The 24,961-nt window shown below is 70.7% G+C and carries 25 protein-coding genes and 3 pseudogenes; 17 read left to right on the top strand and 11 right to left on the bottom strand.

What is annotated here, in order from left to right:
* Positions 1–565 precede the first annotated feature (565 nt).
* The 3 genes from PV682_RS04430 to PV682_RS04420 all read right to left on the bottom strand — a co-directional run bounded on the left by PV682_RS04430 (position 566) and on the right by PV682_RS04420 (position 1,635).
* On the bottom strand, positions 566–874 hold the full coding sequence (locus tag PV682_RS04430; RefSeq protein ID WP_319724170.1) for a hypothetical protein: 309 nt from the start codon (positions 872–874) through the stop codon (positions 566–568).
* A gap of 363 nt (positions 875–1,237) precedes the next feature.
* The gene (locus PV682_RS04425) at positions 1,238–1,402 is read right to left on the bottom strand and encodes a hypothetical protein (protein WP_319724168.1); all 165 of its coding nucleotides are present in this window, start codon (positions 1,400–1,402) and stop codon (positions 1,238–1,240) included.
* The gene (locus tag PV682_RS04420; protein ID WP_319724166.1) at positions 1,399–1,635 is read right to left on the bottom strand and encodes a hypothetical protein; all 237 of its coding nucleotides are present in this window, start codon (positions 1,633–1,635) and stop codon (positions 1,399–1,401) included. Before PV682_RS04420 ends, PV682_RS04425 begins: the two co-directional genes overlap by 4 nt.
* Positions 1,636–1,813: 178 nt before the next feature.
* Between PV682_RS04420 and PV682_RS04415 the strand changes: the two genes are divergently transcribed.
* Positions 1,814–2,584, top strand: a complete 771-nt coding sequence (locus PV682_RS04415; RefSeq protein WP_319724165.1) for a helix-turn-helix domain-containing protein — start codon at positions 1,814–1,816, stop codon at positions 2,582–2,584.
* A 222-nt stretch (positions 2,585–2,806) separates the two neighbouring features.
* Here PV682_RS04415 and PV682_RS04410 read toward each other — a convergent pair.
* From PV682_RS04410 to PV682_RS04400, 3 genes and pseudogenes are all read right to left on the bottom strand, one after another.
* A pseudogene (locus PV682_RS04410) lies at positions 2,807–3,140 on the bottom strand (AfsR/SARP family transcriptional regulator); the annotation flags it as partial.
* A 45-nt stretch (positions 3,141–3,185) separates the two neighbouring features.
* On the bottom strand, positions 3,186–3,533 hold the full coding sequence (locus PV682_RS04405; protein WP_319724162.1) for an ArsR/SmtB family transcription factor: 348 nt from the start codon (positions 3,531–3,533) through the stop codon (positions 3,186–3,188).
* Between the two features lie 36 nt (positions 3,534–3,569).
* Positions 3,570–3,965: a MarR family winged helix-turn-helix transcriptional regulator gene (locus tag PV682_RS04400; protein WP_319724213.1), complete on the bottom strand. Its 396-nt coding sequence runs from the start codon at positions 3,963–3,965 to the stop codon at positions 3,570–3,572.
* 282 nt (positions 3,966–4,247) lie between these two features.
* Here PV682_RS04400 and PV682_RS04395 point away from each other — a divergent pair, with 282 nt between their 5' ends.
* The 4 genes and pseudogenes from PV682_RS04395 to PV682_RS04380 form a co-directional block, all read left to right on the top strand.
* On the top strand, positions 4,248–5,045 hold the full coding sequence (locus PV682_RS04395; RefSeq protein ID WP_319724161.1) for a putative protein N(5)-glutamine methyltransferase: 798 nt from the start codon (positions 4,248–4,250) through the stop codon (positions 5,043–5,045).
* Between the two features lie 136 nt (positions 5,046–5,181).
* Positions 5,182–6,054, top strand: a complete 873-nt coding sequence (locus PV682_RS04390; RefSeq protein ID WP_319724159.1) for a hypothetical protein — start codon at positions 5,182–5,184, stop codon at positions 6,052–6,054.
* A 68-nt stretch (positions 6,055–6,122) separates the two neighbouring features.
* The gene (locus PV682_RS04385; RefSeq protein WP_319724157.1) at positions 6,123–6,488 is read left to right on the top strand and encodes a hypothetical protein; all 366 of its coding nucleotides are present in this window, start codon (positions 6,123–6,125) and stop codon (positions 6,486–6,488) included.
* A gap of 14 nt (positions 6,489–6,502) precedes the next feature.
* Positions 6,503–6,811, top strand: a pseudogene (locus tag PV682_RS04380) (AfsR/SARP family transcriptional regulator); the annotation flags it as partial.
* Between the two features lie 25 nt (positions 6,812–6,836).
* Here the strand turns inward: PV682_RS04380 and PV682_RS04375 are convergent.
* Together PV682_RS04375 and PV682_RS04370 are read right to left on the bottom strand one after the other, a co-directional pair.
* On the bottom strand, positions 6,837–8,006 hold the full coding sequence (locus PV682_RS04375; protein WP_319724155.1) for an NAD(P)-binding domain-containing protein: 1,170 nt from the start codon (positions 8,004–8,006) through the stop codon (positions 6,837–6,839).
* A 147-nt stretch (positions 8,007–8,153) separates the two neighbouring features.
* On the bottom strand, positions 8,154–8,714 hold the full coding sequence (locus PV682_RS04370; RefSeq protein WP_319724154.1) for an EF-hand domain-containing protein: 561 nt from the start codon (positions 8,712–8,714) through the stop codon (positions 8,154–8,156).
* Between the two features lie 242 nt (positions 8,715–8,956).
* Here PV682_RS04370 and PV682_RS04365 point away from each other — a divergent pair, with 242 nt between their 5' ends.
* Positions 8,957–9,952, top strand: coding sequence for a substrate-binding domain-containing protein (locus tag PV682_RS04365; protein ID WP_319724152.1), 996 nt, complete (start codon positions 8,957–8,959; stop codon positions 9,950–9,952).
* A gap of 90 nt (positions 9,953–10,042) precedes the next feature.
* Here PV682_RS04365 and PV682_RS04360 read toward each other — a convergent pair whose 3' ends face one another.
* Positions 10,043–11,035 (bottom strand): LacI family DNA-binding transcriptional regulator, encoded by a 993-nt coding sequence (locus tag PV682_RS04360; RefSeq protein WP_319724211.1) that lies wholly within the window; start codon positions 11,033–11,035, stop codon positions 10,043–10,045.
* 175 nt (positions 11,036–11,210) lie between these two features.
* On the opposite strand from PV682_RS04360, the pseudogene PV682_RS04355 reads away from it, so the two are divergent.
* The 4 genes and pseudogenes from PV682_RS04355 to PV682_RS04340 all read left to right on the top strand — a co-directional run bounded on the left by PV682_RS04355 (position 11,211) and on the right by PV682_RS04340 (position 15,455).
* Positions 11,211–12,162 (top strand): annotated as a pseudogene (locus PV682_RS04355) (TIM barrel protein).
* Complete coding sequence (locus PV682_RS04350) at positions 12,152–13,558, top strand: sugar porter family MFS transporter (RefSeq protein ID WP_319724150.1); 1,407 nt, start codon at positions 12,152–12,154, stop codon at positions 13,556–13,558. The pseudogene PV682_RS04355 and the gene PV682_RS04350 overlap by 11 nt, the downstream one beginning before the upstream one ends.
* Positions 13,559–13,572: 14 nt before the next feature.
* Complete coding sequence (locus tag PV682_RS04345; protein ID WP_319724148.1) at positions 13,573–14,589, top strand: Gfo/Idh/MocA family oxidoreductase; 1,017 nt, start codon at positions 13,573–13,575, stop codon at positions 14,587–14,589.
* On the top strand, positions 14,586–15,455 hold the full coding sequence (locus tag PV682_RS04340; protein ID WP_319724146.1) for a sugar phosphate isomerase/epimerase family protein: 870 nt from the start codon (positions 14,586–14,588) through the stop codon (positions 15,453–15,455). The genes PV682_RS04345 and PV682_RS04340 overlap by 4 nt, the downstream gene beginning before the upstream one ends.
* A 33-nt stretch (positions 15,456–15,488) precedes the next feature.
* Here the strand turns inward: PV682_RS04340 and PV682_RS04335 are convergent, their stop codons facing one another.
* Positions 15,489–15,956, bottom strand: coding sequence for a DUF4265 domain-containing protein (locus PV682_RS04335; protein WP_319724144.1), 468 nt, complete (start codon positions 15,954–15,956; stop codon positions 15,489–15,491).
* Between the two features lie 158 nt (positions 15,957–16,114).
* Here PV682_RS04335 and PV682_RS04330 point away from each other — a divergent pair, with 158 nt between their 5' ends.
* The 6 genes from PV682_RS04330 (at position 16,115) to PV682_RS04305 (ending at position 23,402) form a co-directional block, all read left to right on the top strand.
* Complete coding sequence (locus PV682_RS04330) at positions 16,115–17,494, top strand: glycoside hydrolase family 43 protein (protein ID WP_319724142.1); 1,380 nt, start codon at positions 16,115–16,117, stop codon at positions 17,492–17,494.
* Positions 17,495–17,621: 127 nt separating this feature from the next.
* Entirely contained in the window at positions 17,622–19,229 is a 1,608-nt protein-coding gene (locus PV682_RS04325; protein ID WP_407705591.1) for an MFS transporter, read from the top strand.
* 83 nt (positions 19,230–19,312) lie between these two features.
* Positions 19,313–20,287 (top strand): Lrp/AsnC family transcriptional regulator, encoded by a 975-nt coding sequence (locus PV682_RS04320; RefSeq protein ID WP_319724140.1) that lies wholly within the window; start codon positions 19,313–19,315, stop codon positions 20,285–20,287.
* A 55-nt stretch (positions 20,288–20,342) separates the two neighbouring features.
* Entirely contained in the window at positions 20,343–20,837 is a 495-nt protein-coding gene (locus tag PV682_RS04315) for a MarR family winged helix-turn-helix transcriptional regulator (protein ID WP_319724138.1), read from the top strand.
* Between the two features lie 106 nt (positions 20,838–20,943).
* Positions 20,944–22,065 carry an ABC transporter substrate-binding protein gene (locus tag PV682_RS04310; protein WP_319724136.1) on the top strand — a complete coding sequence of 374 codons (1,122 nt, stop codon included), beginning with the start codon at positions 20,944–20,946 and terminating at the stop codon, positions 22,063–22,065.
* A 56-nt stretch (positions 22,066–22,121) separates the two neighbouring features.
* Positions 22,122–23,402, top strand: coding sequence for a YhgE/Pip domain-containing protein (locus PV682_RS04305; RefSeq protein WP_319724135.1), 1,281 nt, complete (start codon positions 22,122–22,124; stop codon positions 23,400–23,402).
* A 109-nt stretch (positions 23,403–23,511) separates the two neighbouring features.
* Here PV682_RS04305 and PV682_RS04300 read toward each other — a convergent pair whose 3' ends face one another.
* Positions 23,512–24,147, bottom strand: coding sequence for an FMN-dependent NADH-azoreductase (locus PV682_RS04300; RefSeq protein ID WP_319724133.1), 636 nt, complete (start codon positions 24,145–24,147; stop codon positions 23,512–23,514).
* Positions 24,148–24,349: 202 nt separating this feature from the next.
* Between PV682_RS04300 and PV682_RS04295 the strand changes: the two genes are divergently transcribed.
* The gene (locus PV682_RS04295; RefSeq protein WP_319724131.1) at positions 24,350–24,943 is read left to right on the top strand and encodes a DinB family protein; all 594 of its coding nucleotides are present in this window, start codon (positions 24,350–24,352) and stop codon (positions 24,941–24,943) included.
* The last annotated feature ends 18 nt before the right edge of the window (positions 24,944–24,961 follow it).

Below are 24,961 nucleotides of genomic sequence, written 5' to 3'. Positions count from 1 at the left end.
ACGAAGACCCGAAACCGTTCGTCTGGACGAAGACCGCGGACGAGATCCTCGAACGCCTCGCCGGATATCTGAACCGAATTCCCGACTCAGGACACTAGCGACAGTCGTCGTAATACAGGTAGTCAGCACCCTCACACAGGCTGTCTGCGTACCCCGGATCGCGGACGCTGTCGGTGATCCCAGGGCTGTCGTACTGCGCCCCTTCGTCGTCACTGCTGGTGCACGCGCCGACCACGCCGAAGATGACCAAGAACATGGTGACAAGACCACACCCGATTCCACAGCCTGACGGTCTTGCGGGTTGCTCGTTGGCCATAGGACTCGCCCCCTACTTGTGCACACCGATTGCGCGGATTCCCATTCAACCGCGCTTGAGGCCATGAGTCGGCCCCCTCTGCGGCAGAGTGCAGAGGGGGCCGTTCCTGCTCCGGTATGGGGGTACGGGGCAGGGGCTAGGGGTGGGTGATGCGGGCGACGAACGAGAGGACGACGACCGCCCACACGGTCATGAGGGCCGCCGTGAAGGTGACCGACTCAAGGCACTTGCGGCGCTTCCTGCGGGGCGTCACGCGTCCCCTCCCTTCCGGCGTTCCGGGCAGGTGGCGAACGGGAGCCAGTGGCCCTGTAGGGGGACCTGGTGGGTGTGGACGCTGATCGTGTTGGAGTCGAAGCGCCACCCTTCAGGGGTGCCGACCGCAGCGTTCACCGCGTCGGGGTTCGGGGTGCTGATGGGTAGGCAGTCACGGAGACTGACCAGCATGTTCGGCACGTTCCGCCCGGTGAGGGTGCCGTGCTCGACTGTGCGGCCGTTCTCCGTGACCGTCCAGCACACGCGGAACCAACGCGCCCTGGCCTTAAGGGAGTTGACCGTCATGACGCCCCCTTAGGCAGCGCAAGAGCGCGTCGGTGGCACGGACACGTGCAGACCAGGTAGCTGACTCCGGGGACGTCCGACTCGCGGGGTTCAGCGTCCCTGCAACGAGCGTGAATGCCGATCACGCAGCGCGGGGAGCGGTACGGGGGTTCGGCAACCGAGATCACCGGGTTATGAGTCATCGGGCACCGCCCGCGCTGTGGCAGGGGCAGGTACAGCGGCGGATCAACACGATGTCAGGGGCGGTGGGCGTGGGGATGTCCTTGGTCCGCTTGCAGGTGGCGTGCAAGGCAGGCACGTCGTGTTCGTACGCGACAGAACACGCTGACGACATGGATTCCGTGTCCAGGTTCTTCGGGAAGGTCACCGCGCCTCACTCCCGCGCTTGATGTCGAGGTAGGCGTTCCACAGCTTCTGCGCGGTCGCGCACTTGTCGGTGGCGTAGCACTCACCGCACTTACGGGCGTGCTCGAACCACCGGCCGTACGCGTGCAGCATGCCGTTCACGGCCTGTCCCTGACTGGTCATCGGACCTCGCTCCCCGCCGGTACGGCGTGAATGTTCCGGGTGTTGAGGTCGAGACGGAAGTGCGCCGCCATCACCAGTACCCGGCGCCGCTTCCACTGGCGTGCACGCTCCCGCGCAGTCCAGTAGGGCCGGACGCGGGAACAGTTCCCGGTGGCGGGAAACAGGCAGGCCAGCACCCGGAAGGTCAGGGCCGGCCCGAGCCAGTGCAGCGCAGCCGCGCTACGCTCGGCCATGTTCATCAACTCCAGTTCAGTTGGTGGACCACGCCCCCGGACGTTCGCCGCGTCGCGGGGGTTTCTTGCGTCTGACCACGTTGCCGCCCCAGAAGGGACGAATTTGCCAGGGCGCAGCGACAGTTGGGATGTCTCAGCGGTAGCGTGGAAGAACGCCCAAACGTCCCAGGGGGAAGCCTTGAACACAGCGCTGAGGTCGGCTATGCGGACAGCCGGGTTGTCACCCAGGCAACTGGCAGTTCGTGTGGGCGTTTCCGGCAAGACCGTTGAACGATGGGTTGCGGACGCTGCACTCACGCCGCATGCCAGGAACCGGGAAGACGCCTGCAAGGCGTTGGGAGTTGACGAAGAAATGATCTGGCCGAAAGCGGTAAAGGACCGAATCAAGACCGGCGGCGACCGGGAAATCATCCGATCCTATCCATATCGGTCGGCCTGCCCTTCCACGGTGTGGGGCGAATTGGTCACCAACGCCACGCAGGAACTCTTTTTCGCCGGATACACAAACTATTTTCTATGGCTTGACCAGCCTGCGTTCGTCGAGACTCTGCGAAGGAAACTCGACGACGGTTGTCGGGTGCGTTTCCTCCTCGGCGACCCGAATGGAGAGGTGACCCGAAACCGGGAAGCGGTCGAGGATGTGGCGCTCACGGTATCCACCCGAATCCGCATCACTCTTGAGCACCTCGGTAAGCTCGGCGCACACGAGAGACTTGAGGTGCGTTTCTCCGCCTCGGACGATGCGGTGAATCACGTGTCCCTGTCTGTGTTCCGCTTCGACGAAGAAGCGTTGGTCACTCCTCATCTCGCCCGGCTGGTCGGTCATGATTCACCACTCCTGCACCTGCGAAAGCGCGACGATGCCGGGATGTTCGACCGATTCGCGGAACATGCCGAAGAGTTGTGGACCAGGGGCGTGAAAGTGGACAGCGAACCCGCAGTGAACTAAAAGTGCGCCCCCAACCAGTCACGGTTGGGGGCGCCTTTGCGTGCGGGAGGTTATGCGGCGGTGGGGCATTGGAAGAAGATTTTCACGGTGCCCGTGTTGGCCCATGTCTAGGGGCTGAGGGAGCCCAGGCCGGTGTTGGTGACTGCGGTTCCGTCGACACGACCTGAAGCTGTTTCCCGTTCCAGGGTGATTGTGGTGGTGAGGCGGCATCGGAAACCGAGTCAGGGCGGGCCGGGTACCGAGCGCCGCGAGGAGGCCGCCCGGCATGCCGGTGCCGACGGCCGCAGCGACCTCGTCGTCCGTGGCGACCCCGGCGAGCGGCACGAAGTGCACGACGGGCTGGGGCACGGCGTGGCTCACGGCGTGCGAGAGGCGCATCTTGCCGAGGCCGCCCGGCCCTACGACGGTGACGACCCGCGCGGCGCAGCAGCCCGGCGACGGCGGCGACTTCGGCGTCCCGGCCGAGCAGGGGGTTGGGTTCGTACGGTACGCCGTGGCGGACGCGGGGCGTGTCGGTGTTCAGCAACTCCTGGTGCACGTCCCGCAGTTCGGGCCCCGCAGGAAGCAGGGGTCCCCTCCTGAGGCTCCCCGGACAGCCGGTTCAGCCGTCCGCCGCAGGCCGGGCCGCCGAAGCCGCTTCCCGCTCCTGCGCCCCGAGCAGCGCGGCCAGCAGCCCCGGAAAGCGCCCGTCGGCGTCGTCGGCGCGCAGGGAGTTGAACTTGGTCGTCCCCACGTAGTACTGCCGGATGACCCCGGCCTCCCGCAGCACGTTGAAGTGATGGGTGCGCGTAGACAGCGACACGGGCGTCACGACCGCGCCACAGCTCAGGTCCTCGGCGGACCGGGAGAGCTGGGAGACGATGGCGCGCCGCACCGGATCGGCGAGGGCCTCCAGGAACTGCTGGAGCGGGACGTCCGCGAGGTCGGGATGGTCGATGGTGCGGGCCACGGGGACTCCAGCGGGGCGGGAAACGGTGCGATCAGGTCATCGTACGGAGGATCCGCCCGCCGCGTTGTACCGCACCAGATATGCGGCGAACCGCTCCAGATCCTCCGCCGCCCACCCGGCGAGCCGCTCCCGGAACGCCGCGCGCCGGCTCTCGGTGACCTGCGCGAGGATCAGCCGCCCGGCGTCCGTCAGGTGCAGCCCCTGCACCCGCAGGTCCGCCGGGTCGGGCCGCCGCTCGATCAGCCCGGCCCGCTCCAGCGCCGTCACCTGCCTGCTGATCGTCGACTTGTCGAGCCCGTGGTGCGCGGCGAGGTCGGTCGCCCGCGCGCCCTCGGCCTCCTCCAGGTGCCCCAGCAGCGTGTACGACACGAGCGTCAGCTCGGGATGCAGCCGCCCGGCGCTCGCCCTGGCCCGCCGGGCGAACGCGGTCATCTCCCGCTGGATGGTCTCCACGGCCTCGGAATCCACGGCGGACCTCCCTTTGCGCCTCTGGTTGCAGAGTACAACCGGATACGCCCCACGGCCCCACCGGACCCATGGGGGAGGTGGGGTAGGGTGACGCCGGTCGCGACAGCCGCGACCACCTGGAGACGAGGAGGTGGGACCCATCACCGCTGTGTCAGCACGGGTGCTCCCCCTCCGTACCGGCGCGGACCGCCGGCCGTAGGGACCGTACGAGCGCCCTTCGCCACCCCGAAAGTGCTCGGACCCCGCATGAACCCCCTGCTCTCCACCCGCCCCGCCGTCATCGCCGCCCTGCGCGCGGCAGGCTGCGTCTTCGCCGAGGACGAGGCGGACCTGATCCTCTCCACGGCCCGCACGGAAGCCGCAGTCGCCGCCCTGGTGGCCCGCCGGACGGCCGGTGAACCCCTCGAAGTGGTCGTCGGCTGGGCCGGGTTCGCCGGCCTGCGGATAGCCGTCGCCCCCGGCGTCTTCGTCCCCCGCCGCCGCACCGAGTACCTGGTCGACCGCGCCCTCGCCGCCGCCCCGCACGCGACGGTCGTCGTCGACCTGTGCTGCGGCTCCGGCGCGGTCGGCGCCGCCCTCGCCGCGTCCCTGGCCCCGCCGGAACTGCACGCCGCCGACGTGGACCCCGCCGCCGTGGCCTGCGCCCGCACCAACCTCGCCCCGTACGGCGGCCACGTCCACGAGGGCGACCTGTACGCCGCCCTCCCGGCCACCCTGCGCGGACGCGTCGACATCCTCGCCGCGAACGTCCCCTACGTCCCCACCGGCGAGGTCCCCCTCCTGCCCGCCGAGGCCCGCGACCACGAACCCCTCGTCGCCCTCGACGGCGGCGGCGACGGCCTCGACGTCCTGCGCAGGGTCGCCGCCGAGGCCGCCCACTGGCTCGCCCCGGGCGGCTGCCTCCTCGTGGAGACGAGCGAACACCAGGCGCGGCGGGCCCTGGACGCCTTCGAAGCGGGCGGCCTCACCCCGCGCCTGGAGTACGACGACGACCTGTACGCACACGTCGTCCTCGGCATCCGGCCGCCGGACCGCGGGGCCTGACGGCACGGGGCTCGGCACCGAGCCCCCACGCGTCGTCCGCCGTTCCCCAACTCGCCGCCGTACATGGGCTGTACACGCCCCGCACCACCCGACAGACTGTTCCGCCGATCCCCTCCCTACCGAGGAGTAGGCACCCATGCCTCTGCGCCCCACCCGTCGGCTCCGTGCTGCCCTGGTGACGCTCGCCACCGCCGCGGCCGTCGCGTTCTCGGCCGCGCCGCCCGCGTCCGCCGCCGACACCTGGACCGAGGTCGGCTCCGACCGCGCGAATCCGCTGACCGAGAGCCAGGGGCTCACGTCCGTGGAGGTGCCGGCGAACAGCCCGAACCGGTACACCGGCATCGGGACGATCCCGGTCGGCGTCAGCGTCCGGGGCTGGAACCACGTCGGGGACCCGGACGCCGCGTACGACGGGACGTACATCGAGCCCTACCAGCAGGACGCGGGCACCTCGAAGATGTTCCGCGTCCAGTCCCCGAACGGCACCTGGTCCGAGTACGTGCACGCGCTCGGCTCCGGCGAGGCCCTCAACAACTCGTGGGTCGCGATCTCGCCGGACGGACAGTGGATGCTCGCGGGGGAGTGGGGCACGATGACCCGCTTCCTCGTCTTCCCGACCCCCGGCGTCAACCCGGCCACCTCGCCGGGCGGCAACCTCCCCTGGGTCACGACGGTCACCCTCGACCGCCCCGTCCGGGACGTCCAGGGCTGCGACTTCTCCGGCCCCACGACCCTCCTGTGCTCCTCGGACGACCCGGCCGGCACGCTCTTCGGCATGACGAAGCCGCTCCTCCAGGTCGACCTCGCGGCGCGGCCGAACGGCACCTCCAACGTCTCCGGCCGCGTCACCGCCCTGCGCCAGCTCCCCCTGCGCAGCGGCTGCACCGGCAACTTCGAGACGGAGGGCATCGACTACGACCGCCGCAGCGGCGTCCTGCGGGTGATCGTGATCTCGCCGGGCTTCTGCGTCCTCACGGACAGCAAGACCTACCGCTTCACCCGCAGCTAGCGATCGGTGGTTTCCTGGAGGTGTGGCGTGGTACGCGAGCCACTCCACACCCCCAGGAGGTGATCGCGATGCGTGAGGAATCCGTCTCCGTCGAGATCGGCGGCTGCCACCAGGACGACGCCCGGATCGTGTTCGACACGCTGCGCGCCTGCTACGCGTCCGACCGCACGGCCGCCGACGTCCCCCAGCAGCTCCACGAGACCCGCCCCGCCGTCTGGCTCGGCACCTTCGAGGTCGCCGAGACCCACACCTGCCCGCCCCCGGCCCGCCTCTCCGCCACCGTCGAGGCCGACGCCCAGGGCGGCTACTGGGCGATCGAGCGCCTCCGCACCACCCTCGACTCCCTGTTCACGGTCCGCGACCTCACGACCGCCTCCGGCGACCAGGAACGCGAACTGCACGTCCTGCTCGGCAACAAGCTCGGCGACATGTGACCTAACCTGCCCGAGTGACCACCGAGTTGACCCTCCTGCCGCGCGTCGCCTGCCGGGGCCGGGAGATCACCGCGCCCCGGCTGCGCGGCCTCCTCGCCCTGCTCGCCGAGGATCCGGCCACCGGCTGCGGGACCGCCCGGATCGTCGAGGGCCTGTGGCCGCAGGAACTGCCGGAGCACCCCGCGAAGGCCGTACAGATCCTCGTCTCGCGGCTGCGGGCGCAGCTCGGCGCCGACGTGGTCCTCAGCACGCCGGCCGGCTACCGGCTCGCCTTCGAACCCGCCCAGGTCGACAGCTCCGCGCTGCTCCTGCACGAGGCGGCGCCGCCGCGCTGACCCGGTACGACGCCTACCGGCGCGAGCTGTACGACACTCTCGGCACCGACCCGGGGCCGGTCCTCCACTGCCGCAGCAGGCCGGTGACCGCCTGCCGTCCGGCGCGGTTGGAGCCGACCGTGGACTGGGAGGGCCCGAACCCGACCAGGTGCACGCGGGGTTCGCGGGCGGGCTGGGTGCCGAGCATGGTGATTCCGCCGGACTCGTTGCGCAGGTGCAGGGGGTCCAGGTGGGCGAGCGCGGCCTTGAAGCCGGTGGCCCACAGGATCGTGTCGACGGTGGTGAAGGAGCCGTCGGCCTCGCGGACGCCGTGCGGTTCGACGGCGGTGAACATGGGCCGGCGCTCCAGTGCCCCGCGCGCCTTGGCGGCCAGCGCGTACGGGGTCCAGGCGAGGCCGGTGTACGAGACGACGCTGCCGGTCGGGCGCCCCGCCTCGACGTCGGCGGCGACCTTGGAGATGACCTCGCGGCCCTCGACCTCCGGGGTGAACCCGCCGTCCCGGAAGACGGGTTCGCGGCGCGTGTACCAGAGCGTGGTGGCCACCCGCGAGATCTCCTCCAGCTGCTGGAGCGCGGAGATGCCGCCGCCGACGACGGCGACGCGCTGCCCGGCGAACCGCTCGGCGGAGACGTAGTCACGGGTGTGGAGCTGGACGCCGGTGAACGTCTCCTGGCCGGGGTAGTGCGGCAGGACGGGGTTGGTCCAGGTGCCGGTGGCGTTGATGACGGCGCGGGTGGTCCAGGTCCCGGCGCTGGACTCGACGGCCAGCTCGCCGTCGGGCAGGTCGTCCAGGGGGCGTACGGCGGTGACGGTCACCGGCCGCAGGACCGGCAGCGCCATCGCCTCCTCGAACCCGGCGAAGTAGCGGGGGATCGCCGTACGGCTCGGCTCCTCGGGGTCGACCGGCGGCTGCGGGAAGTCGGGGAGGTCGAAGATGCCGTTGACGGTGTTCATCCGCAGGGACTCCCAGCGGTGGCGCCAGGCTCCGCCGGGGGCGGGTTCGGCGTCCAGGACCACGAAGGTGCGTTCGCCGCCGAGGTCGGTGAGGGCGCTGGTGAAGCCGCGGCGCTTGAGGTGGTGGCCGGCGGAGAGTCCGGACTGTCCGCCGCCGATGACGACGACGCTCGCGCGGCGGGTGCCGGTGGCGGGTGCCGCCGAGAGGGTCGGGGTGCGCGTGTTCATGGGGTGTCCTGCGGTGGGCGGTGGTGGCTGGACGTCGCATGCGGTTCAACAGCGTGACCGCGCCCGCATTCCCCCCAGGCGGCGGGCAGGCCGGTGATCCACATCACGCGCCGACGCGGATCACCGGAGCCGCCACCGCCCTCCCCGCTACGCGTCCAGCGGGTGTACTCCCGTCCACCAGTTGCCCGGGGCCTCCGGGTCGCGGCTCGTCCAGTACTCCAGGACCGCCGAGGTGAACTCATCGCGGGACAGGGTGCCGTTGGAGTCCCGGTCCAGGTGGGCGAAGGCGTTGTCGGCCGTGGCGCGGTCGAGGGTGGGGAAGTGGCCGGTCTGGAAGGCGTAGAACTCGTCGGGGCCGATCATGCCGTCGCCGTCGGTGTCGGCGATGGCGAGGAAGGCTTCGGCGAGGCGGCCGAGGGTGGCGGACGCGGCTTCCGGGTCGTCGGCGAGGCCGCGGGTCGAGGCGATGAAGTCGTCCCGCTCGATGGCGTCGGCGCCGCCCGCGAACGGCTGGTGCAGGTCGCGCCAGATCCCGACGTACGCGTCGACGACCGAGTCCTCGGCTGCGGAGCCCTCCTCGTGTCCGAGGGCCCGGGCGGAACGCCGGCCCATGAGGACGTGGTCGTGTTCGGTGAGGCGTCCGTCGCCGTCGGCGTCGAGCTGGTCGAAGCCTCGGGCGATCTTGCGGGTGAGGAGGTCGTCGGTCACTGAAGTCCCCTTGCCGGTGCGGGTGTTGTGTGCCGGTCCCGGCCAGGATCGCCGGGGCGGCGGGGTCGCGTACGGGGGTCGGGGGCGCGTCACCCCCGGGGAACGGGTGTGCGGGCGCGTTGCGCAGGGAGGTGCGGGGCGCTCGCTCCGATCTGTTGACATCCCTTTCGGCCAACCTCATAGTTTCCGGCACTAGAGCGCTCCACTGACGCGCTCCACATCCGCACAGTGAGGTGCAGGACATGGCTGCTCACCCCCGTATCGCCGCGCTCCTCGTCGCGGGACTGCTCGTCGCCGGATGCTCCAGCGGGGCCGGCGGGAAGAAGGCGGAGGACTCCGCCGCGGCGGGCGTCCCGGCCGGGAAGGCGGGCACTCCCCGGATGAAGGTCGCCCTCATCACCCACGCGGACCCCGGGGACACGTTCTGGGACCTCATCCGCAAGGGCGCCTCGGCCGCCGCCGAGAAGGACAACGTCGACCTCGTGTACGCCGGCGACCCGGTCGCCGGGAACCAGGCGAACCTCGTGCAGAACGCGATCGACCAGAAGGTGGACGGCATCGCGCTGACCGCCGCGAAGCCGGACGCGATGAAGGCGGTGGTCGCGAAGGCGACGGCGGCCGGGATACCGGTCGTCGGGTTCAACTCCGGACTGGACGCGTGGCAGGGCCTCGGCATGCTGGAGTACTTCGGGCAGGACGAGACGATCGCGGGGCAGGCGTTCGGGAAGCGGCTCGACGGACTCGGCGCGAAACGCGCGCTGTGCGTCGTGCAGTCACAGGGACAGGTCGCGCTGGAGTCCAGATGCGCCGGCCTGGAGAAGGGGTTCTCCGGGACGACGGAGAAGATCTACGTCACCGGTACGGACATGCCGTCCGTGAAGGCGACGATCACCGCGAAACTCCGCCAGGACCCGTCGATCGACCAGGTCGTCACCCTCGGCGCGCCGTTCGCCCTGACCGCCGTCCAGTCCGTGCGGGACGCGAAGAGCGGGGCGAGGGTCGCGACGTTCGACCTCAACAAGGAACTGGTCGTGGCGGTCAAGGCGGGCGGCGTGGAGTTCGCGGTGGACCAGCAGCCGTACCTCCAGGGGTACTTGGCGGTCGACGCGCTGTGGCTGTACAGGACCAACGGCAACGTCAGCGGCGGCGGCACGGCACCGGTCCTGACGGGTCCGGCGTTCGTGACGAAGGAGAACGTGGACGCGGTGGCGGAGTTCGCGGCGAAGGGGACGCGGTGACCGGGGGCCGGCCGAACGCCGGGGCACACAAGCCGAACGCCGGGGCACACAAAGGGACCGGGGCGCATAAAGGGAGTTGCCCCCGGTCCCTCACCCCCGGGGCTTGCCCGTAGTCCCCCGCACCACCAGCTTCGGGTCCACCACCGCTTCCCTCGGCTCCCGGTCCTCGTCCTCCAGCCGCTCCACCGCGAACCGCACCGCGTACTCCGCGAGCAGCAGCGCGTCCTGACGGACCGTCGTCAGTCCGAGCGGCATGAGATGGGAGAGGTGGCTGTCGTCGTACCCGACGATCGAGACGTCGCGCGGAATGTCCAGCCCGCCCCGCGCGAGGGACATCATCAGCCCCATCGCGCACCGGTCGTTGCCCGCGAGGACGGCCGTGGGAAGCGGACGCCCCTCGTCGCGTTCGGCGAGCAGCAGCCGCCCCGCCTCGATGCCGGACCGCTCGGTGTGGTCGCCGGGGACGATGCGGGCCTGCGGCTGGAGGGAGTGCCGGCGCATCGCGGCCCGGTAGGCGCGCCGGCGTTCCGCGGAGCCGGGCCCCTTCCCGCCGTCGATGTGGACGATGTCGCGGTGCCCGAGTTCGACGAGGTGGTCCATGGCGAGCCGGACCCCCTTGCCCTCGGCGGTGTGGACGCTGTCGACGCGGGCGTGCGGGACGCGCCGCCCGACGGAGACGGCGACCGTGCGGCGGCCGAGGGCGTCGAGGTCGGCGGGCTCGGCGTCGGAGCCGAAGAGGATGACGGCCTCGCAGCGGTGCGCGAGGAGCGCCTCGACGGCCTTGTCCTCGCCGCGTCCGCGCGCGGTGGCGGAGAGCAGGACGTCGTACCCGAGCCGCTCGGCCTCGGGGTAGATGCCCTCGATGAGGTCGGCGTGGAAGGGCTGGTGGGCGGCGATGAGGACGCCGATGGTGCGGCTGCGTCCACGGGCGAGCAGGCGCGCGGCGTTGTCGAGCCGGTATCCGATCTCCCCGGCGACGCGCAGGACCCGTTCGCGGGTCTCCTGGCTGGCGCCGGGCTGGTTGCGGAAGACGATCGACACGAGTGCCCGGGAGACCCCCGCGCGCTCGGCGACGTCCTCCATCGTCGGCCGCTTTCCCACCGTCACGTCCACCACCCTTCGCGGCCCACTGTACGTGGGGCGCGGTACTCCCAGACATCTCCTCGTAACGACCTATTGACATGACGTTTGCACAGGCCCGATCGTACTCACGTAGAGCGCTCTAGTAGAGCGCTACAGGCCATCGGAAGGACACGTCATGGCAAAGGCGCCGGCCTCCCTCCGCGCTACCGCGGGCAATCTCTGCCTGGGCTCGGCCCCCGACTCGTGGGGCGTCTGGTTCCCCGAGGACCAGCACCAGGTGCCGTACCCCCGCTTCCTCGACGAGCTGGCCGAGGCGGGCTACCAGTGGCTCGAACTCGGCCCGTACGGCTATCTCCCCACCGATCCGCGGACGTTGAAGGCGGAGTTGGAGTCCCGCGGCCTCCAGGTCTCCGGCGGTACGGCGTTCGGCGCGCTGCACCGGCCGGAGGCCTGGGACGAGACGCTCGCGCACGTCCGCGAGGTCGCCGCGCTGACGCAGGCGGCGGGCGCGCACCACCTCGTCCTCATCCCCCCCGATGTACCGGGACGAGAAGACCGGCGCGTTCACGGAGTCCCCCGAGCTGACCGCCGGGCAGTGGGCGGGCTTCGGCAGGTCCGCCGACCGGCTCGGGAGACTCCTCCTCGACGAGTACGACGTCCACCTCGTGATCCACCCGCACGCCGACAGCCATCTCCAGACCCAGCCGGAGATCGAGCGGCTCCTGAACGAGTCCGACGCCCGGTACACGAACCTCTGCCTGGACACCGGGCACGTCGCGTACGGCGGCGGCGACAGCGTCGACCTGATCCGGCGGTTCGGGGAGCGCGTCGGGTACGTCCACATCAAGCAGATGGACCCGGAGATCCTGGCCCAGGTCGCCGCCGAGGGGCTGTCGTTCGGGGAGGCCGTCAAGCGGGGCGTGTGCGTGTCGCCGCCCGCCGGGGTGCCGAACCCCGCCGAGATCGTCGCCGAACTGGCCGGTCTGGACGCCGAGTTGTTCGTGATCGTCGAGCAGGATCTGTACCCCTGCGCGCCGGAGGTGCCGTTGCCGATCGCGGTCGGGACGCGCGAGCACCTCGCCGGCTGCGGGCTCACGGGGACGCGGAGGCCAGGCAATGACCGTTGAGACAGAGGCGGTCGAGGCTTCCCCCGGGGTCGCGCGGCGGCTGCGGGCCGTCACCGTCGTCGCCACGTTCGGCGGGCTGCTCTTCGGCTACGACACGGGCGTGATCAACGGCGCCCTGCCGTACATGAAGGACGACCTCGGGCTGACGCCGTTCACCGAGGGCATGGTGACCAGTTCGCTGCTGCTCGGCGCGGCGCTGGGCGCGGTGGTGGGCGGGCGGCTGTCCGACGCGCGCGGCAGGCGCCGGACGATCCTGGGGCTCGCGGTGCTGTTCTTCGCCGGCGCGCTCGGGGCGACGCTCGCGCCCAGCACGGCGGCGATGGTGGTGGCCCGGTTCGTGCTGGGGCTCGCGGTCGGCGGGGCGTCGGTGACCGTGCCGGTGTACCTCGCGGAGATCTCGCCCGCCGAGCGGCGCGGGGCGCTGGTCACCCGTAACGAACTGATGATCGTCAGCGGGCAGTTGCTGGCGTTCACGTCCAACGCGGTGATCGCGGACGTCGGGGACGAGTCGGGCGGCGTGTGGCGGTGGATGCTGGTCGTCGCGACGCTGCCGGCGGTCGTGCTGTGGTTCGGGATGCTCGTCATGCCGGAGAGCCCCCGGTGGCTGGCCTCGCGGACCAGGTTCGCCGAGGCGCTGGAGGTGCTGCGCCAAGTGCGGTCGCGGGAGCGGGCCGAGAGCGAACTCGCCGAGGTGTCGGCGCTCGCCGTCAAGGACGCCGAGCAGCGGCTCGGCGGGTGGCGGGACGTCAGGTCGACGCCGTGGCTGCGGAAGCTGATGTTCGTGGGGTTCGGGATCGCGGTCGTGCAGCAGATCACCGGCGTCAACACGATCATGTACTACGGGACGCAGATCCTCACCGGCGCCGGGTTCGCCTCGGACTCCGCGCTCACCGCGAACATCGCCAACGGGGTGATCTCCGTGCTGGCGACGTTCGCCGGGATCTGGCTGCTGGGGCGGGTGCCGCGCCGTCCGATGCTGATGACCGGGCAGGCCGGCACGGTCGCCGCGCTGTTCCTCATCGGGGTGTTCTCGCTGACACTGCCCGCCGGGGACGGGCGCGCGTACGCCGTCCTCGCCATGACCGTCACCTTCCTCGCCTTCCAGCAGGGCGCGATCTCGCCGGTCACCTGGCTGATGCTGTCCGAGATCTTCCCGATGCGGATGCGCGGGTTCGGGATGGGGGTCGCGGCCGTCGTGCTGTGGCTCACGAACTTCGTGATCGGGCTGGTCTTCCCGTCCCTCGTCGACGGTATCGGCGTCTCGGCCACCTTCTTCCTGTTCGTCGTCGCGGGCTTCTTCTCGCTCGCGTTCGTGAAGCGGTACGTCCCCGAGACCAAGGGGCGCACGCTCGAAACGCTGGAGGCGGAGCTTCGCGCCCGCTACTCCCGACCCTGATCGGAGCTATTGCCATGACTGTACGCATCGGTGTCGTCGGCGCCGGGTGGATCGGCAGGGAACACATACGGCGGCTCACGCACACGGTGACGGGGGCGCGGGTCACCGCCGTCACCGACCTCGATCCGGGGCGGGCCGCCGAGGCGGCGGGGCCGGTGGGGGCGCGGGTCCTGCCGGACGGTCTGTCCGTCGTCGCCGCCGACGACGTCGACGCCGTCCTCGTCACCTCCTGGGGGCCCACCCACGCCGAGCACGTCCTGAACGCGGTCGCCGCCGGGAAGCCCGTGTTCTGCGAGAAGCCGCTCGCCACCACCGCCGAGGACTGTCTGCGGATCGTCGAGGCCGAACAGGCCCATGGGCGGCGGCTCGTGCAGGTCGGGTTCATGCGGCGCTACGACGCCGGGTACCGGCAGCTGAAGGAGGTCATCGACGCCGGGCGGATCGGTACGCCGCTCATCGTGCACTGCGCGCACCGCAATCCCGGCGTACCCGACTCGTACACCTCCGACATGGCCGCACTCGACACGGCCGTCCACGAAGTCGACGTCCTGCGCTGGCTGCTGGACGACGAGATCGTCTCCACGCAGGTCGTCACCCCGCGCGCCACCCGGCATCGGGCCGCGCATCTCAAGGACCCGCAGATCATGCTGTTCGAGACCGCCAAGGGGGTGCGGATCGACCTGGAGGTCTTCGTCAACTGCCGGTACGGGTACGACATCCAGTGCGAGGCGGTCGGCGAGGAGGGGCTCGTGCGGCTGCCGGATCCGGCGGTCGTGGCGCTGCGCGGTGCCGGTCAGCGGACGTCCGCCGTCCTCACCGACTGGGTCGACCGGTTCCGGGACGCCTTCGACACGGAGTTCCGGGAGTGGGTCGCGGAGATCGGCGCCGGTTCCGCGCCCACGGGGCCCTCCGCGTGGGACGGGTACGCCGCGACCGTCATCACCTCGGCGACCGTCCAGGCCCTGGAGTCCGGCCTCGTCGTCACGACCGACCTGAAGCCCCGTCCCGCCTTCTACGGAGGTGCCGCGTGAAGATCGCCCTCGACCCCTACATGTTCCGTGCGCTGCCGATCGACGCGATGGTCCGTACGGTGGCCGACCTCGGTTACGAGTACATCGAGTTGTCGCCGCGCGACGACTTCATGCCGTTCTTCCGGCATCCGCGTGCGGACGACGAGCGGATCGCGGAACTGAAGAACTCCCTTCGTGCGCACGGAGTTCAGCTGTCCTCGGTGCTGCCGCTCTACAAGTGGTCGTCGCCGGACGAGTCCGAGCGGCGGGCCGCCGTCCGGTACTGGAAACGGATGATCGAAATCACCGCCGAGCTCGAATGCCCGTTGATGAACAGCGAGTTCAACGGCCGCCCCGAGCGGGCCGCCGAGAGCGAGGCGGCATTCTGGCGCTCGCTGGAGGAACTGCTCCCCCTGTTCGAGCGCGAAGGCATCGCTCTGAACCTGGAGGCGCATCCGGACGACTTCTGCGAGGAGAACACCCCGGCGGTGGACCTGGTCCGCGCGATCAACAAGCCCTGGGTGAACTACCTCTACTGCGCGCCACACACCTTCCACCTGTCCGGCCCTTCGGAAGCCTCCGCCGACATCGCCCAGATGCTCCGCTACGCCGGCGACAAGCTCCAGCACGTCCACATAGCCGACTCGTTCAACCACAAAGGCTCCTCGGGCCTCCGCTACATCATGAACCCACCCGGCACCCCGGCCCGCATCCACCAGCACCTGGACATCGACCAGGGCGAGGTCGACTGGGGCACCTTCTTCGGCACCCTCCGTGCCCTGAACTTCGACGGCGTGGCGACGGCGTGCGTGTTCGCGTGGGAGGAACGGGCGCACGACTCCTCGGCGTTCATGCTGGACCGCATCCGCAAGGAGCTGACGGCCTGACGCCTCCCTGAGGTACCCGGAGACCCGGGTACCTCAGGCGTTCCACCACGCATCGCTCCCGCACCCGACCTCGTAGTGCCACCACCCCTCGCTCCGCCTCTGGTCCAGCAGAGCCTTGAGCCCTGCGAAGTCCCCGTCAGCGGGGACCGTGAAGGCCACCAGGGGGAACTCCGCGCTGAAGACCTCGCCGCCGAGGCCGAAGCGGGCGAGGTGGCTATGGACCGCGTGGGGGTCGCGGCCGAGGGGGCCTGTCGGGACCGGGAGAACCCTGATCGTGCAGTTGCCCGAGGCCGTGATGCGGCCCGTGGCCCAGTGACGGCCGTCCGGGTCCGTACGGAAGGACATGACGTCGCCCTCCGCCACGCCGTCCTGGAGGAAGGGCGCGTTGTCCACCCGGGCCGCCCCCGGGGCGGTCGGAGTCGCCCAGAGGCCCTCCGTCTCGTGGGGGAGCCAGCCCTGGCGGGGGACGAAGCGGAACCAGAGCTTGATTCTGTCGGGCATGGCGTCATCATGCCCGGGCTCACAACCCGCCCACAGGTCACCCCCGTTCGTGTGAGAAGCATTGACCTCCGCTCCCCCACCCCCTACCTTCTGATCGATTTTCCGAACCTTGTCCGGAATTTCGGACGACCGACTCCCCCCGCACCGGAGATCAGACGATGAGCGAACTGCCCCACCTTTCGCGCCGTGGGCTTCTTGCCATGGGTGCCGCTGTGCCTGCCGCGTTGATGCTGGGAGGTGGTACGGCGTACGCGGCGGATTCGGCGTACGCGATGTGCTACTTCACCGAGTCGACCAATCTGGGGGACGGCACCGACTACGGGCTGCATCTGGCCGTCAGCCCGGACGGGCTGAACTGGACGCCGCTCAATCAGAACAACCCCCTCGTCACCCCCACCGCCGGGGCGCTCGGGCTGCGGGACCCCTTCATCATGCGCAAGCAGAACGGGGCGTTCGTCGTGCTGGCGACGGATCTCAAGGGGACGGACTGGAATTACAACAGCCAGTACATCCACGTGTGGGACTCGGCGGACCTGCGGAGCTTCACGGGGTACCGGCGGCTGAAGCTGCACGACATGACCACGCACAGCTGGGCGCCGGAGGCGTTCTGGGATGCCGGACGGCAGCAGTACGCGGTGATCTACTCGGCCGTCGACTCCAGCGGCCACAACGTCATCATGGTCAACTACACGACGGACTTCGTGACGGCGTCGGCGCCGCAGGTGTTCTTCGACCCCGGCTACGACGTGATCGACGGCGACATGGCCGTCGGGGTGAACGGCTACAACTACCTGTACTTCAAGAAGAACCAGACCCTGGTGAGCGCCCGCTCGACGACCCTGGACCCGGGCAGCTTCACGGAGTACAGCGCGGGGGTGGCACACGGCGGCACGGAGGCCCCGACGATCGTCAAGTCCCTGACGAACAGCAACCTCTGGTGGCTGTGGGGCGACACGTACACCCCCAACGGCGTGTTCTACGCCTGGCAGTCGACCAGCCCCGCCACCGGCACCTGGACCGCCCTGGACCAGAGGACGTACACGCAGCCGGTCAACTCCAAGCACTGCGGCATCGTCCCGATCACGACGGCCGAGTACGACAACCTCCTCGCGCGGTGGGGCGCGCCGGCCTGGAACCGGCTGAAGTCGTACAACTTCCCGGCGCGTTACGTCCGCCACGCCAATTACGCGGCCCGGATCGACGAGTACCCGATCGAGCCGTACAAGGACTCGCTGTGGACGCTGGTCCCCGGGCTCGCGGACAGCGCGGGAGTGTCGTTCCGGTCGGTCAACTACCCGGACCGGTACCTGCGCCACGCGAACTACGTCCTCCGACTGGACGTGAACGACGGGACGTCGGCGTTCGCCGGGGACGCGACGTTCTACCGTACGGCGGGCCTCGCGGACGCGAGCTGGGCGTCGTTCCGGTCGTACAGCGACCCGACGCGGTACATCCGGCACTACAGCTACGCCCTGCGCGTCGACCCGGTGTCGACGGCGACGGAGAAGCAGGACGCGACGTTCCGGGTCGGGTACTGAGTGTCGTAGATCCTCGCGGAACCCTCCCGCGATGTCGGATTTCCGGCATCACCCCTGTTGTGGCTGGGTCTCTCCCACCCCCGTGGCGGAAAGTTGCCCCCAGCTACAACACGGAAAGGGAGAACCCGTGAACGTCTCGACCGCGACGGACACCCCGCGCGAGCACCGGGCGGCGACGCTCGTGATGGCTTGCGTGGGCGTGTTCGTCGCCTACCTGCCGGTGACCACCGTGTCGGTGAGCCTCCCGGCGATCCAACGGGCCCTGCACGCGTCGACGGCCGAACTGTCGTGGGTGAGCGACGCGTTCGTGCTGCCGATGGCGGCGCTGATCCTGACGGCGGGTGTGTTCGGTGACGTGCACGGCCGCAAGAAGGTGGTCCTCGCGGGCCTGCTGTTCAGCGCGGCGGGTGCGGCGACAGCCCTGTCGGCGCAGTCCATAGAGGTGCTGTGGGCGGGCCAGGCGGTGTCCGGGCTCGGCGCGGCGGCCCTGCTGCCGACGACGCTCGCGCTGATCAGCCACGCCGTGCCGGACCCCCGGGAGCGCGGCAAGTTCGTCGGGCTGTGGGCGACGTCCCTGATGGGCGCCCTCGCACTGGGCCCGGTGATCGCGGGCCTGATCCTGGAGCACTTCGCGTGGCGGTGGATCTACCTGCTGCCGATCCCGGCGTCGCTGCTGGCCCTGCTGCTGGTCGCCCGCCTGGTCCCGGACTCCCGCGCCCCCGGCACCCGGCGCCTGGACTGGCCGGGCCAGATCAGCGCGGCGGTGACGATCACGGCGCTGGTGTACGGCGTCATCGAGGGCGGCGCGGGCTCGTTCACCGAGGCCAGGGTGGTCGTAGCGCTGGTGCTGGCCGTGGTCGGCGCCGTCGTCTTCGTGGTCGCCGAGCGCCGCGGCGACAGCCCGATGCTGGACCTGAAGCTGTTCCGCTCCCCCGCGTTCACGGCGACGACGCTGGTCGCGATGATCAGCTTCCTCGGTCTCATCGGCTTCTTCTTCGCGCTGAGCCTGTACTTCGGGATGGTCCAGCAGCTGACGACGCTGGAGTCGGCGGGCCGCATGATCCTGGTGACGCTCGCGGCGATCGTCGTCTCGCAGCCGGCGTCGCGGCTGATGCACCGCTGGTCGCCGCGCGTCCTCATCACGGGCGGCCTGCTGGTGACGTCGGGCGCGCTGCTCGCCCTGACGTCGGTGGGCGTGGACACGTCGTACGGCTCGCTGTCCTGGCGGCTGGCCCTGCTGGGCGTCGGCCTCGGCTTCGTGATCACGCCGATGACGGCCACGGCGGTGGCGTCGGTGCCGCATCACCTCGCCGGGATGGCGGCGGCCGGCAACAACGCGTTCCGGCAGGTCGGCGGGGCGCTCGGCCCGGCCGTCCTGGGCGCGGTGCTCAGCACGAAGGCGGCGGACGCGCTGCCGGGGCACCTCGCGGACGCGGGCGTCTCGGCGGCGGCCACCCGGCAGATCGGCGCGGCGGTCGACGAGGGCGGACTCGGCGCGGTGGCCAGGCTGGACCTGGGCGCGGAACAGGGGCGGGCGCTGGGCGCGATGTCCCAGGCGTTCCTGGACGGCCTGCACCTGTGCCTGGTGATCGCGGCGGGCCTCGCGGCGGTCGCGGCGCTGGTGGCGGCGGTGCTGCTGCGCAGTCCGCGGACGCCTCCGGCGTCGACGAAGGTCGCGGGGTCGGAGGCGGGCGCCCCGGCGCAGGCTCCCGTACAGACCTCCGCGACCGGCTGACAGATCGTGACGACGCGGCCTCATGCCGAGCCCCGTACGCTCCCGGCATGAGGTCGCACCCGTCCCGCCCCAGGAGAGACCCCATGGCACCAGCCGTCTTCGACCCCCTCGATCTGAAGCTGCTCCAGGCCCTCCAACTGGACGGCCGCGCCCCCTTCACCCGGATCGCGGAGGTCCTCGGCGTCTCGGACCAGACCGTCGCCCGGCGGCTGCGCAGGCTGCACGGGACCGCCCGGGTGCGGGTCCTGGGGATCGTGGACGAGAACCGGGTGGGCCGCAGCGGCTGGATCGTCCGGATGCGGTGTACGCCGGACTCGGCGGACCGGCTCGCGGAGGCGCTGGCGCGGCGGCCGGACACGATCTACGTGGCGCTGGAGTCCGGCGGCACGGAGGTGATCGCCTCGATGCGCCCGCGCAGCCGCGAGGACCGCAACGAGCTGCTGCTCAACCAGTTGCAGCGCACCCCCCGCCTGCTGTCGGTGAGCGCGCACTGCATCCTGAACCACTTCTACGGCGGCCCCGCCGGCTGGCTCAGCAAGCTCCAGGCGCTGACCCCGCAGGAGGAAGAGGCTCTGCGCCCGCCGCCCGTGGACCCGCGGCCCGGTGTCGTCCAGCTCGACGAGACCGACGAGCGCCTCCTCGCGGTCCTGCGTCTGGACGGCCGCGCCTCGCTGGGCGAACTCCAGTCCGCCACCGGCCAGTCGGAGTCGGTGGTCCGGCGCCGCCTGGAGCGGCTGCGCTCGTCCGGCGTCCTCTACTACGACGTGCAGTACGACCCGGAGTCCCTGGGCTCCACGGTCGACGCGATGCTCTGGCTCACCGTCGCCCCGTCCGCGCTGGCCTCGATCGGCCGGGCCCTCGCCGGGCACCCGGAGGTGGCGTTCGCGGCGGCGATCACCGGCCCCGCGAACATCGTCGCCGCGACCCTGCACCGCAGCAGCGCCGACCTGTACACGTACCTCAGCGACAAGATCGGGGCGCTGGAGGGGGTGCACTCGGTGGAGACGGCGCTGACGCTGCGCCAGGTGAAGCAGCTGAACTACGAGCCGATGCGCTGAACGTGCTGGTCAGCCCCGGATAAGCCGGTCATCTCGCGCTGCTAGGGTGCATGGCATGCAACCCCGCTGGCTCTCCGCGCAGGAGATGCGCACCTGGCGCTCGTTCTCCGACCTGAGTCTCGTCATGGAGGACGCCCTCGACCAGCAGCTGCGGCACGACTCGGGGATGAGCCACCTCAACTACTCGATGCTGGTGATCCTCTCCGAGCAGCCCGAGCGGCGGCTGCGGATGACGGACCTCGCGGAGAAGCTGCGGATCGCCCGGACCCGCCTGTCGTACACCGTCGCCCGGATGGAGGAGGAGGGCTGGGTACGGCGTGAGGACTCGCCGGGCGACAAGCGGGCGCAGCTCGCGGTGCTGACCGAGGCGGGGATGGCCGCGCTGGCGGAGGCGGCGCCGGGCCATGTGGCGCTCGTCCGGGCCACGGTCTTCGACCGGCTGACGCCGGAGCAGGCGCGGGCGTTCGGGGAGGCGTGCGCGATCATCCTCGCGGGGATGACGGGCCCGGAGCGCCCGGCGCTCCCGGTGGACCTGCCCTGGCGGCGCTGACCAGCAACGATGTCTACGGCCGGGTTCAACCAGGGCCATATCTTGCAGTTTTGCAATACCTCGGGCTAGGGTCGAGGACAGTTGAAGCCTCAAGCAAGGAGCTGTCATGCGGATCCCCCGTACGGTCTGGGCCGGCGCCGTCGCCCTGGGTGTCCTCGCCACGAGCGGAGCGGCCGTGGCCAGTACCGGGACGAAGCCGGCGAGCGAGGACGCGCAGTTGCAGAAGCTGTACGCCCAGGCCGTCGCCGAGGGCGGGCGCCTCGTCGTCTACGCGGGCGGCGACAAGCCCGGCCAGGCCGACTACCTCAAGGACGCCTTCGTCAAGAAGTTCCCGAAGATGAAGGTCGACATCGTCGTCGACTTCAGCAAGAACCACGACGCCCGCGTCGACAACCAGGTCGACGAACGGCACGTCGTCGCCGACGTCGTCCACCTCCAGACCGTCGACGACTTCCCGCGCTGGAAGAAGGAGGGCGTGCTGGAGAAGTACAAGCCGGTCGGCTGGAACGCCGTCGACAAGCGGATCAAGGACAAGGACGGCTACTACACGGGCCTGTTCTACTTCGCCTTCGCCAACGTGACCGCGACGAAGCTCGGTTCGAAGGCGCCGGTCGAGGCGAAGGACTTCCTGAAGCCGGAGTTCAAGAACAAGCTCGTCTTCACGTACCCGAACGACGACGACGCGGTGCTCTACTACTTCAAGCAGCTCACCGACCAGTACGGCTTCGGCTACCTGAAGCAACTGCTGGCCCAGAACCCGACGTTCGTGCGCGGCACCCAGGACTCCTCCGACCTCGTCGGCACCGGCGACTACGTCGCCAACTTCGGCAGCGGCGGCAGCGCGAACGGCGTCTCCGAGGTGACCTTCCCGAAGCAGTCCCCGTGGGTGGCGTGGCCGCAGACCGGCGCGATCCTCAAGAACGCCCCGCACAAGGCGGCGGCCAAGCTGTACATGAGCTGGATCCTGTCGAAGGACGCCCAGACGAACGACATCGGCACCTGGTCCTCCCGTACGGACGTCCCCGCCCCGGCCGGCCTCAAGGGCATCTTCGACTACCAGAACATGAACCCCCTGGGCCTCGGCGAGTTCCTGAGCGACCGCACGGCACTGGACCGCTACAAGGCGCGGATCACCCTGTACGTCGGTGACGCGCAGGGCGTGAACCCCTCGGACCCGCAGGGCGTGCTGGGCCTGCACCCGGTGAGCCAGAGCGGCAAGCAGGGCTGAGCCCCCGGCGGGGGTTCGATGTGCGGCGCGCCCGCACCCGTGCTGACCTGGTAACCATGACGCCCGAACCCCCACCCCCGGCCCGCCCGGTCCGTGCGTTCTCGCTGATCCGGCACCCGAAGCTGTGGATCCTGCCGACGCTGCTGAGCACGGTCCTCGCGTTCCTGCTCTCCCTGCTGTACATGGGCGGCATCGTCAGTCCGGACAAGCACCTGCACGATCTGCCGATCGCCCTGGTCAACGCGGACCAGGGCAGACCCCCGGCCGGTCAGCGGGCCAACCTGGGCACGCAGGTCGCCGAGGCGATCAGGAAGGCCCCCGGCGACCGGGCCGAATGGCGCCCGCGCACCCGCGCGCAGGCCCAGGACGAGCTGGACAGCGGCAAGGTGTACGGCGCGCTCGTGATCCCCGCCGACTTCACGGACCGCGCCCTCGCCCTCACCACCCAGGGCGCGACGACCCGCCCGACGCTGACGGTCCTGACCAACCCCGGCAAGGGCAGCCTCGGCTCCAGCCTCGCGAGCAGGATCTCCACGACGGCTGCGCAACAGGCGTCCAAGGCCATCGGCGAGCAGCTCACGAAGGCCGACCCGGCGGCGACGGCGACGACAAAACTCCTGCTGGCGGACCCCGTACAGATCAAGACCGCCGTGGGCCACCCGATCGGCAACAACAGCGGCATCGGCCTGACCGCGTTCTACTACGCCCTCCTCCTGGTCCTGGCCGGTTTCATGGGCGGCAACGTCATCCACTCCGGCGTGGACGGCGCGCTCGGGTACGCGGACGTCGAGATGGGCCCCCTGCACACCCGCCGCCCCACCATCGACGTGAACCGCACCCAGACCCTGCTCCTCAAGATGCTGATGACAGCGGGCATCACCCTGATCAGCTCGTCCCTCGTCATGCTGGCCTGCGTCACGATCCTCGGCATCGACGCCACCCACCTGCCCCTGCTGTGGGTGTTCTCCTACTGCGCGACGCTCGCCGTCGGCCTCGGCGTGCAGGCGATCAACGCCGCGTTCGGCGGCATCGGGCAGCTCGTCGCCATGTTCGTGTTCATCGTCATGGGCCTCCCCTCGTCCGGCACGACGGTCCCCCTCCAGGCCGTCCCCGGCTTCTACCGCTTCCTCTCCCACTTCGAGCCGATGCGCCAGCTCGGCGACGGCGTCCGCTCGATCCTCTACTTCGACGCCCGCGGCGACGCCGGCCTCACCCGCGCCTGGCTGATGATCGCGCTCGGCTTCGCCGTCTCCCTCCTCTTCGGCTTCGCGATGACCCGCTACTACGACCGCAAGGGCCACCGCCGCTTCACCCCACAACCCGAACCCGGCCCCTGACTCCGTACGGCGGTGCCGGCACCGTCGACCTCACCGGACGGGGTCCGCCTCACGGCGGCGCGGTCGGTCCGGTGGCCGAGGGGAGCCGCCGGTCCATGGCACCGCCGCCTCACGCCACCGCCTTCGCCCGGCTCGCCGCGTCCTCGAACGCGCGGTCCCGGGACGCCTCGAACAGGGGGAGGAACTCGGCGAGCGCCGGGACGTGCGGGGCCATCGTCATCTCCGGGACGATGAACGCGACGTCCAGGCCGAGGGCGTCACGCAGGACGGTCGTCAGGTAGTTCTGCACGTACTCGAAGGACTCCCGGGGCGTGCCGGGCGCGTAGGAGCCGCCCCGGCTGGCGACGACGGTGACGGGGGTGCCCTGCGCGGAGGGCGCGTCGCCGGTCGTCCGGCCCAGGAGGATCACGTTGTCCAGCCACGCCTTCAGCGTCGACGGGATCGTGTAGTTGTACATCGGCGCGCCGATCACGATGGCGTCCGCCTGCTCCAACTCCTCGATGAGGAGGGCTCGTCCGGCGAAGGCGGCGGCCTGCTCGGGGGTGCGGGCGGCCGGGTCGGTGCCGCCGGCGTCGTAGGCGTCCGCGGTGATGTGGGGGGCGGGGGTGGCGGCGAGGTCCCGGTAGGTGACGGTGCCGGTGGGGTGCTGGTCCTGCCAGGCGCCGCGGAAGGCGGCGGTGACCGCGCGGGAGGCGGAGAGGGGGGCGGGGTGGAGGGAGGAGTCGATGTGGAGGAGGGTGGGCATGCGGGGCTCCGGCGGAGGTCGGGGGCTCGGGGGCTCGGGGGTGAGCGCGGTCTTGCCGTGGGCGGGCACCTCAGCTTCGGGCCGCGGGGCCGGGGCGGGCCATGACTCGCGCCGATGGACGCCCGGACTCTGTCACGTCGCGTTCGCCGGCCGACCGAAACCCGCGCGACCGTTGTCAGTGGGCGGTGCGAGACTCTGCGGCATGACACGCACTGATCCCAAAGCCGATCTGCACCGCTACCTCAAAGCCGCCCGCGAGGCGCTGGTCTGGAAGCTCGACGGGCTGTCCGAGTACGACGTCCGCAGGCCCCTCACCCCGACCGGCACCAACCTGCTCGGCCTGGTGAAGCACCTCGCCAGCGTCGAGTTCGGGTACTTCGGCCCGACGTTCGGCCGGCCGCACGGCGAATCCCTCCCCTGGGACGAGGAGGGAGCCGAGGCCAACGCGGACATGTGGGCGCGGGCCGACGAGTCGCGCGAGGACATCCTCGGCCTCTACCACCGCGCGTGGGCGCACACCGACGCCACCGTCGAGGCGCTGCCGCTCGACGCGGCGGGCCACGTCGAGTGGTGGGGCGACAGGGGCGAGGTGACACTCCAGCTGATCATGCTGCACGTGACGGCCGAGACGCACCGTCACGCCGGCCACGCCGACATCGTCCGCGAACTGATCGACGGCAAGGTCGGCATGCGGGAGGCCAACACCAACATGGACGGCGGCGACGCGGCCTGGTACGAGGAGTACTGGCAGAAGCTGGAGGCATCGGCCAAGAAGGCCCAGGCCGACGCGGGCTGACCGGAGTCCGCCCGGGCC

It is taken from the genome of Streptomyces niveiscabiei (assembly GCF_033794345.1).
GTDB lineage: Bacteria > Actinomycetota > Actinomycetes > Streptomycetales > Streptomycetaceae > Streptomyces > Streptomyces niveiscabiei.
The sequence above is the reverse complement of the archived record's forward strand: the minus strand, read 5'-3'. Positions and strand labels throughout refer to the sequence as shown.

Coding starts and splice junctions, on each gene's coding strand:
- PV682_RS04430 (WP_319724170.1), bottom strand. CDS start 874: ATGACGGTCAACTCCCTTAAGGCCAGGGCGCGTTGGTTCCGCGTGTGC.
- PV682_RS04425 (WP_319724168.1), bottom strand. CDS start 1,402: ATGACCAGTCAGGGACAGGCCGTGAACGGCATGCTGCACGCGTACGGC.
- PV682_RS04420 (WP_319724166.1), bottom strand. CDS start 1,635: ATGGCCGAGCGTAGCGCGGCTGCGCTGCACTGGCTCGGGCCGGCCCTG.
- PV682_RS04400 (WP_319724213.1), bottom strand. CDS start 3,965: ATGACCGCGTTCGCCCGGCGGGCCAGGGCGAGCGCCGGGCGGCTGCAT.
- PV682_RS04395 (WP_319724161.1), top strand. CDS start 4,248: ATGAACCCCCTGCTCTCCACCCGCCCCGCCGTCATCGCCGCCCTGCGC.
- PV682_RS04390 (WP_319724159.1), top strand. CDS start 5,182: ATGCCTCTGCGCCCCACCCGTCGGCTCCGTGCTGCCCTGGTGACGCTC.
- PV682_RS04385 (WP_319724157.1), top strand. CDS start 6,123: ATGCGTGAGGAATCCGTCTCCGTCGAGATCGGCGGCTGCCACCAGGAC.
- PV682_RS04375 (WP_319724155.1), bottom strand. CDS start 8,006: ATGAACACGCGCACCCCGACCCTCTCGGCGGCACCCGCCACCGGCACC.
- PV682_RS04365 (WP_319724152.1), top strand. CDS start 8,957: ATGGCTGCTCACCCCCGTATCGCCGCGCTCCTCGTCGCGGGACTGCTC.
- PV682_RS04360 (WP_319724211.1), bottom strand. CDS start 11,035: ATGGAGGACGTCGCCGAGCGCGCGGGGGTCTCCCGGGCACTCGTGTCG.
- PV682_RS04350 (WP_319724150.1), top strand. CDS start 12,152: ATGACCGTTGAGACAGAGGCGGTCGAGGCTTCCCCCGGGGTCGCGCGG.
- PV682_RS04345 (WP_319724148.1), top strand. CDS start 13,573: ATGACTGTACGCATCGGTGTCGTCGGCGCCGGGTGGATCGGCAGGGAA.
- PV682_RS04335 (WP_319724144.1), bottom strand. CDS start 15,956: ATGCCCGACAGAATCAAGCTCTGGTTCCGCTTCGTCCCCCGCCAGGGC.
- PV682_RS04330 (WP_319724142.1), top strand. CDS start 16,115: ATGAGCGAACTGCCCCACCTTTCGCGCCGTGGGCTTCTTGCCATGGGT.
- PV682_RS04320 (WP_319724140.1), top strand. CDS start 19,313: ATGGCACCAGCCGTCTTCGACCCCCTCGATCTGAAGCTGCTCCAGGCC.
- PV682_RS04315 (WP_319724138.1), top strand. CDS start 20,343: ATGCAACCCCGCTGGCTCTCCGCGCAGGAGATGCGCACCTGGCGCTCG.
- PV682_RS04310 (WP_319724136.1), top strand. CDS start 20,944: ATGCGGATCCCCCGTACGGTCTGGGCCGGCGCCGTCGCCCTGGGTGTC.
- PV682_RS04305 (WP_319724135.1), top strand. CDS start 22,122: ATGACGCCCGAACCCCCACCCCCGGCCCGCCCGGTCCGTGCGTTCTCG.
- PV682_RS04300 (WP_319724133.1), bottom strand. CDS start 24,147: ATGCCCACCCTCCTCCACATCGACTCCTCCCTCCACCCCGCCCCCCTC.
- PV682_RS04295 (WP_319724131.1), top strand. CDS start 24,350: ATGACACGCACTGATCCCAAAGCCGATCTGCACCGCTACCTCAAAGCC.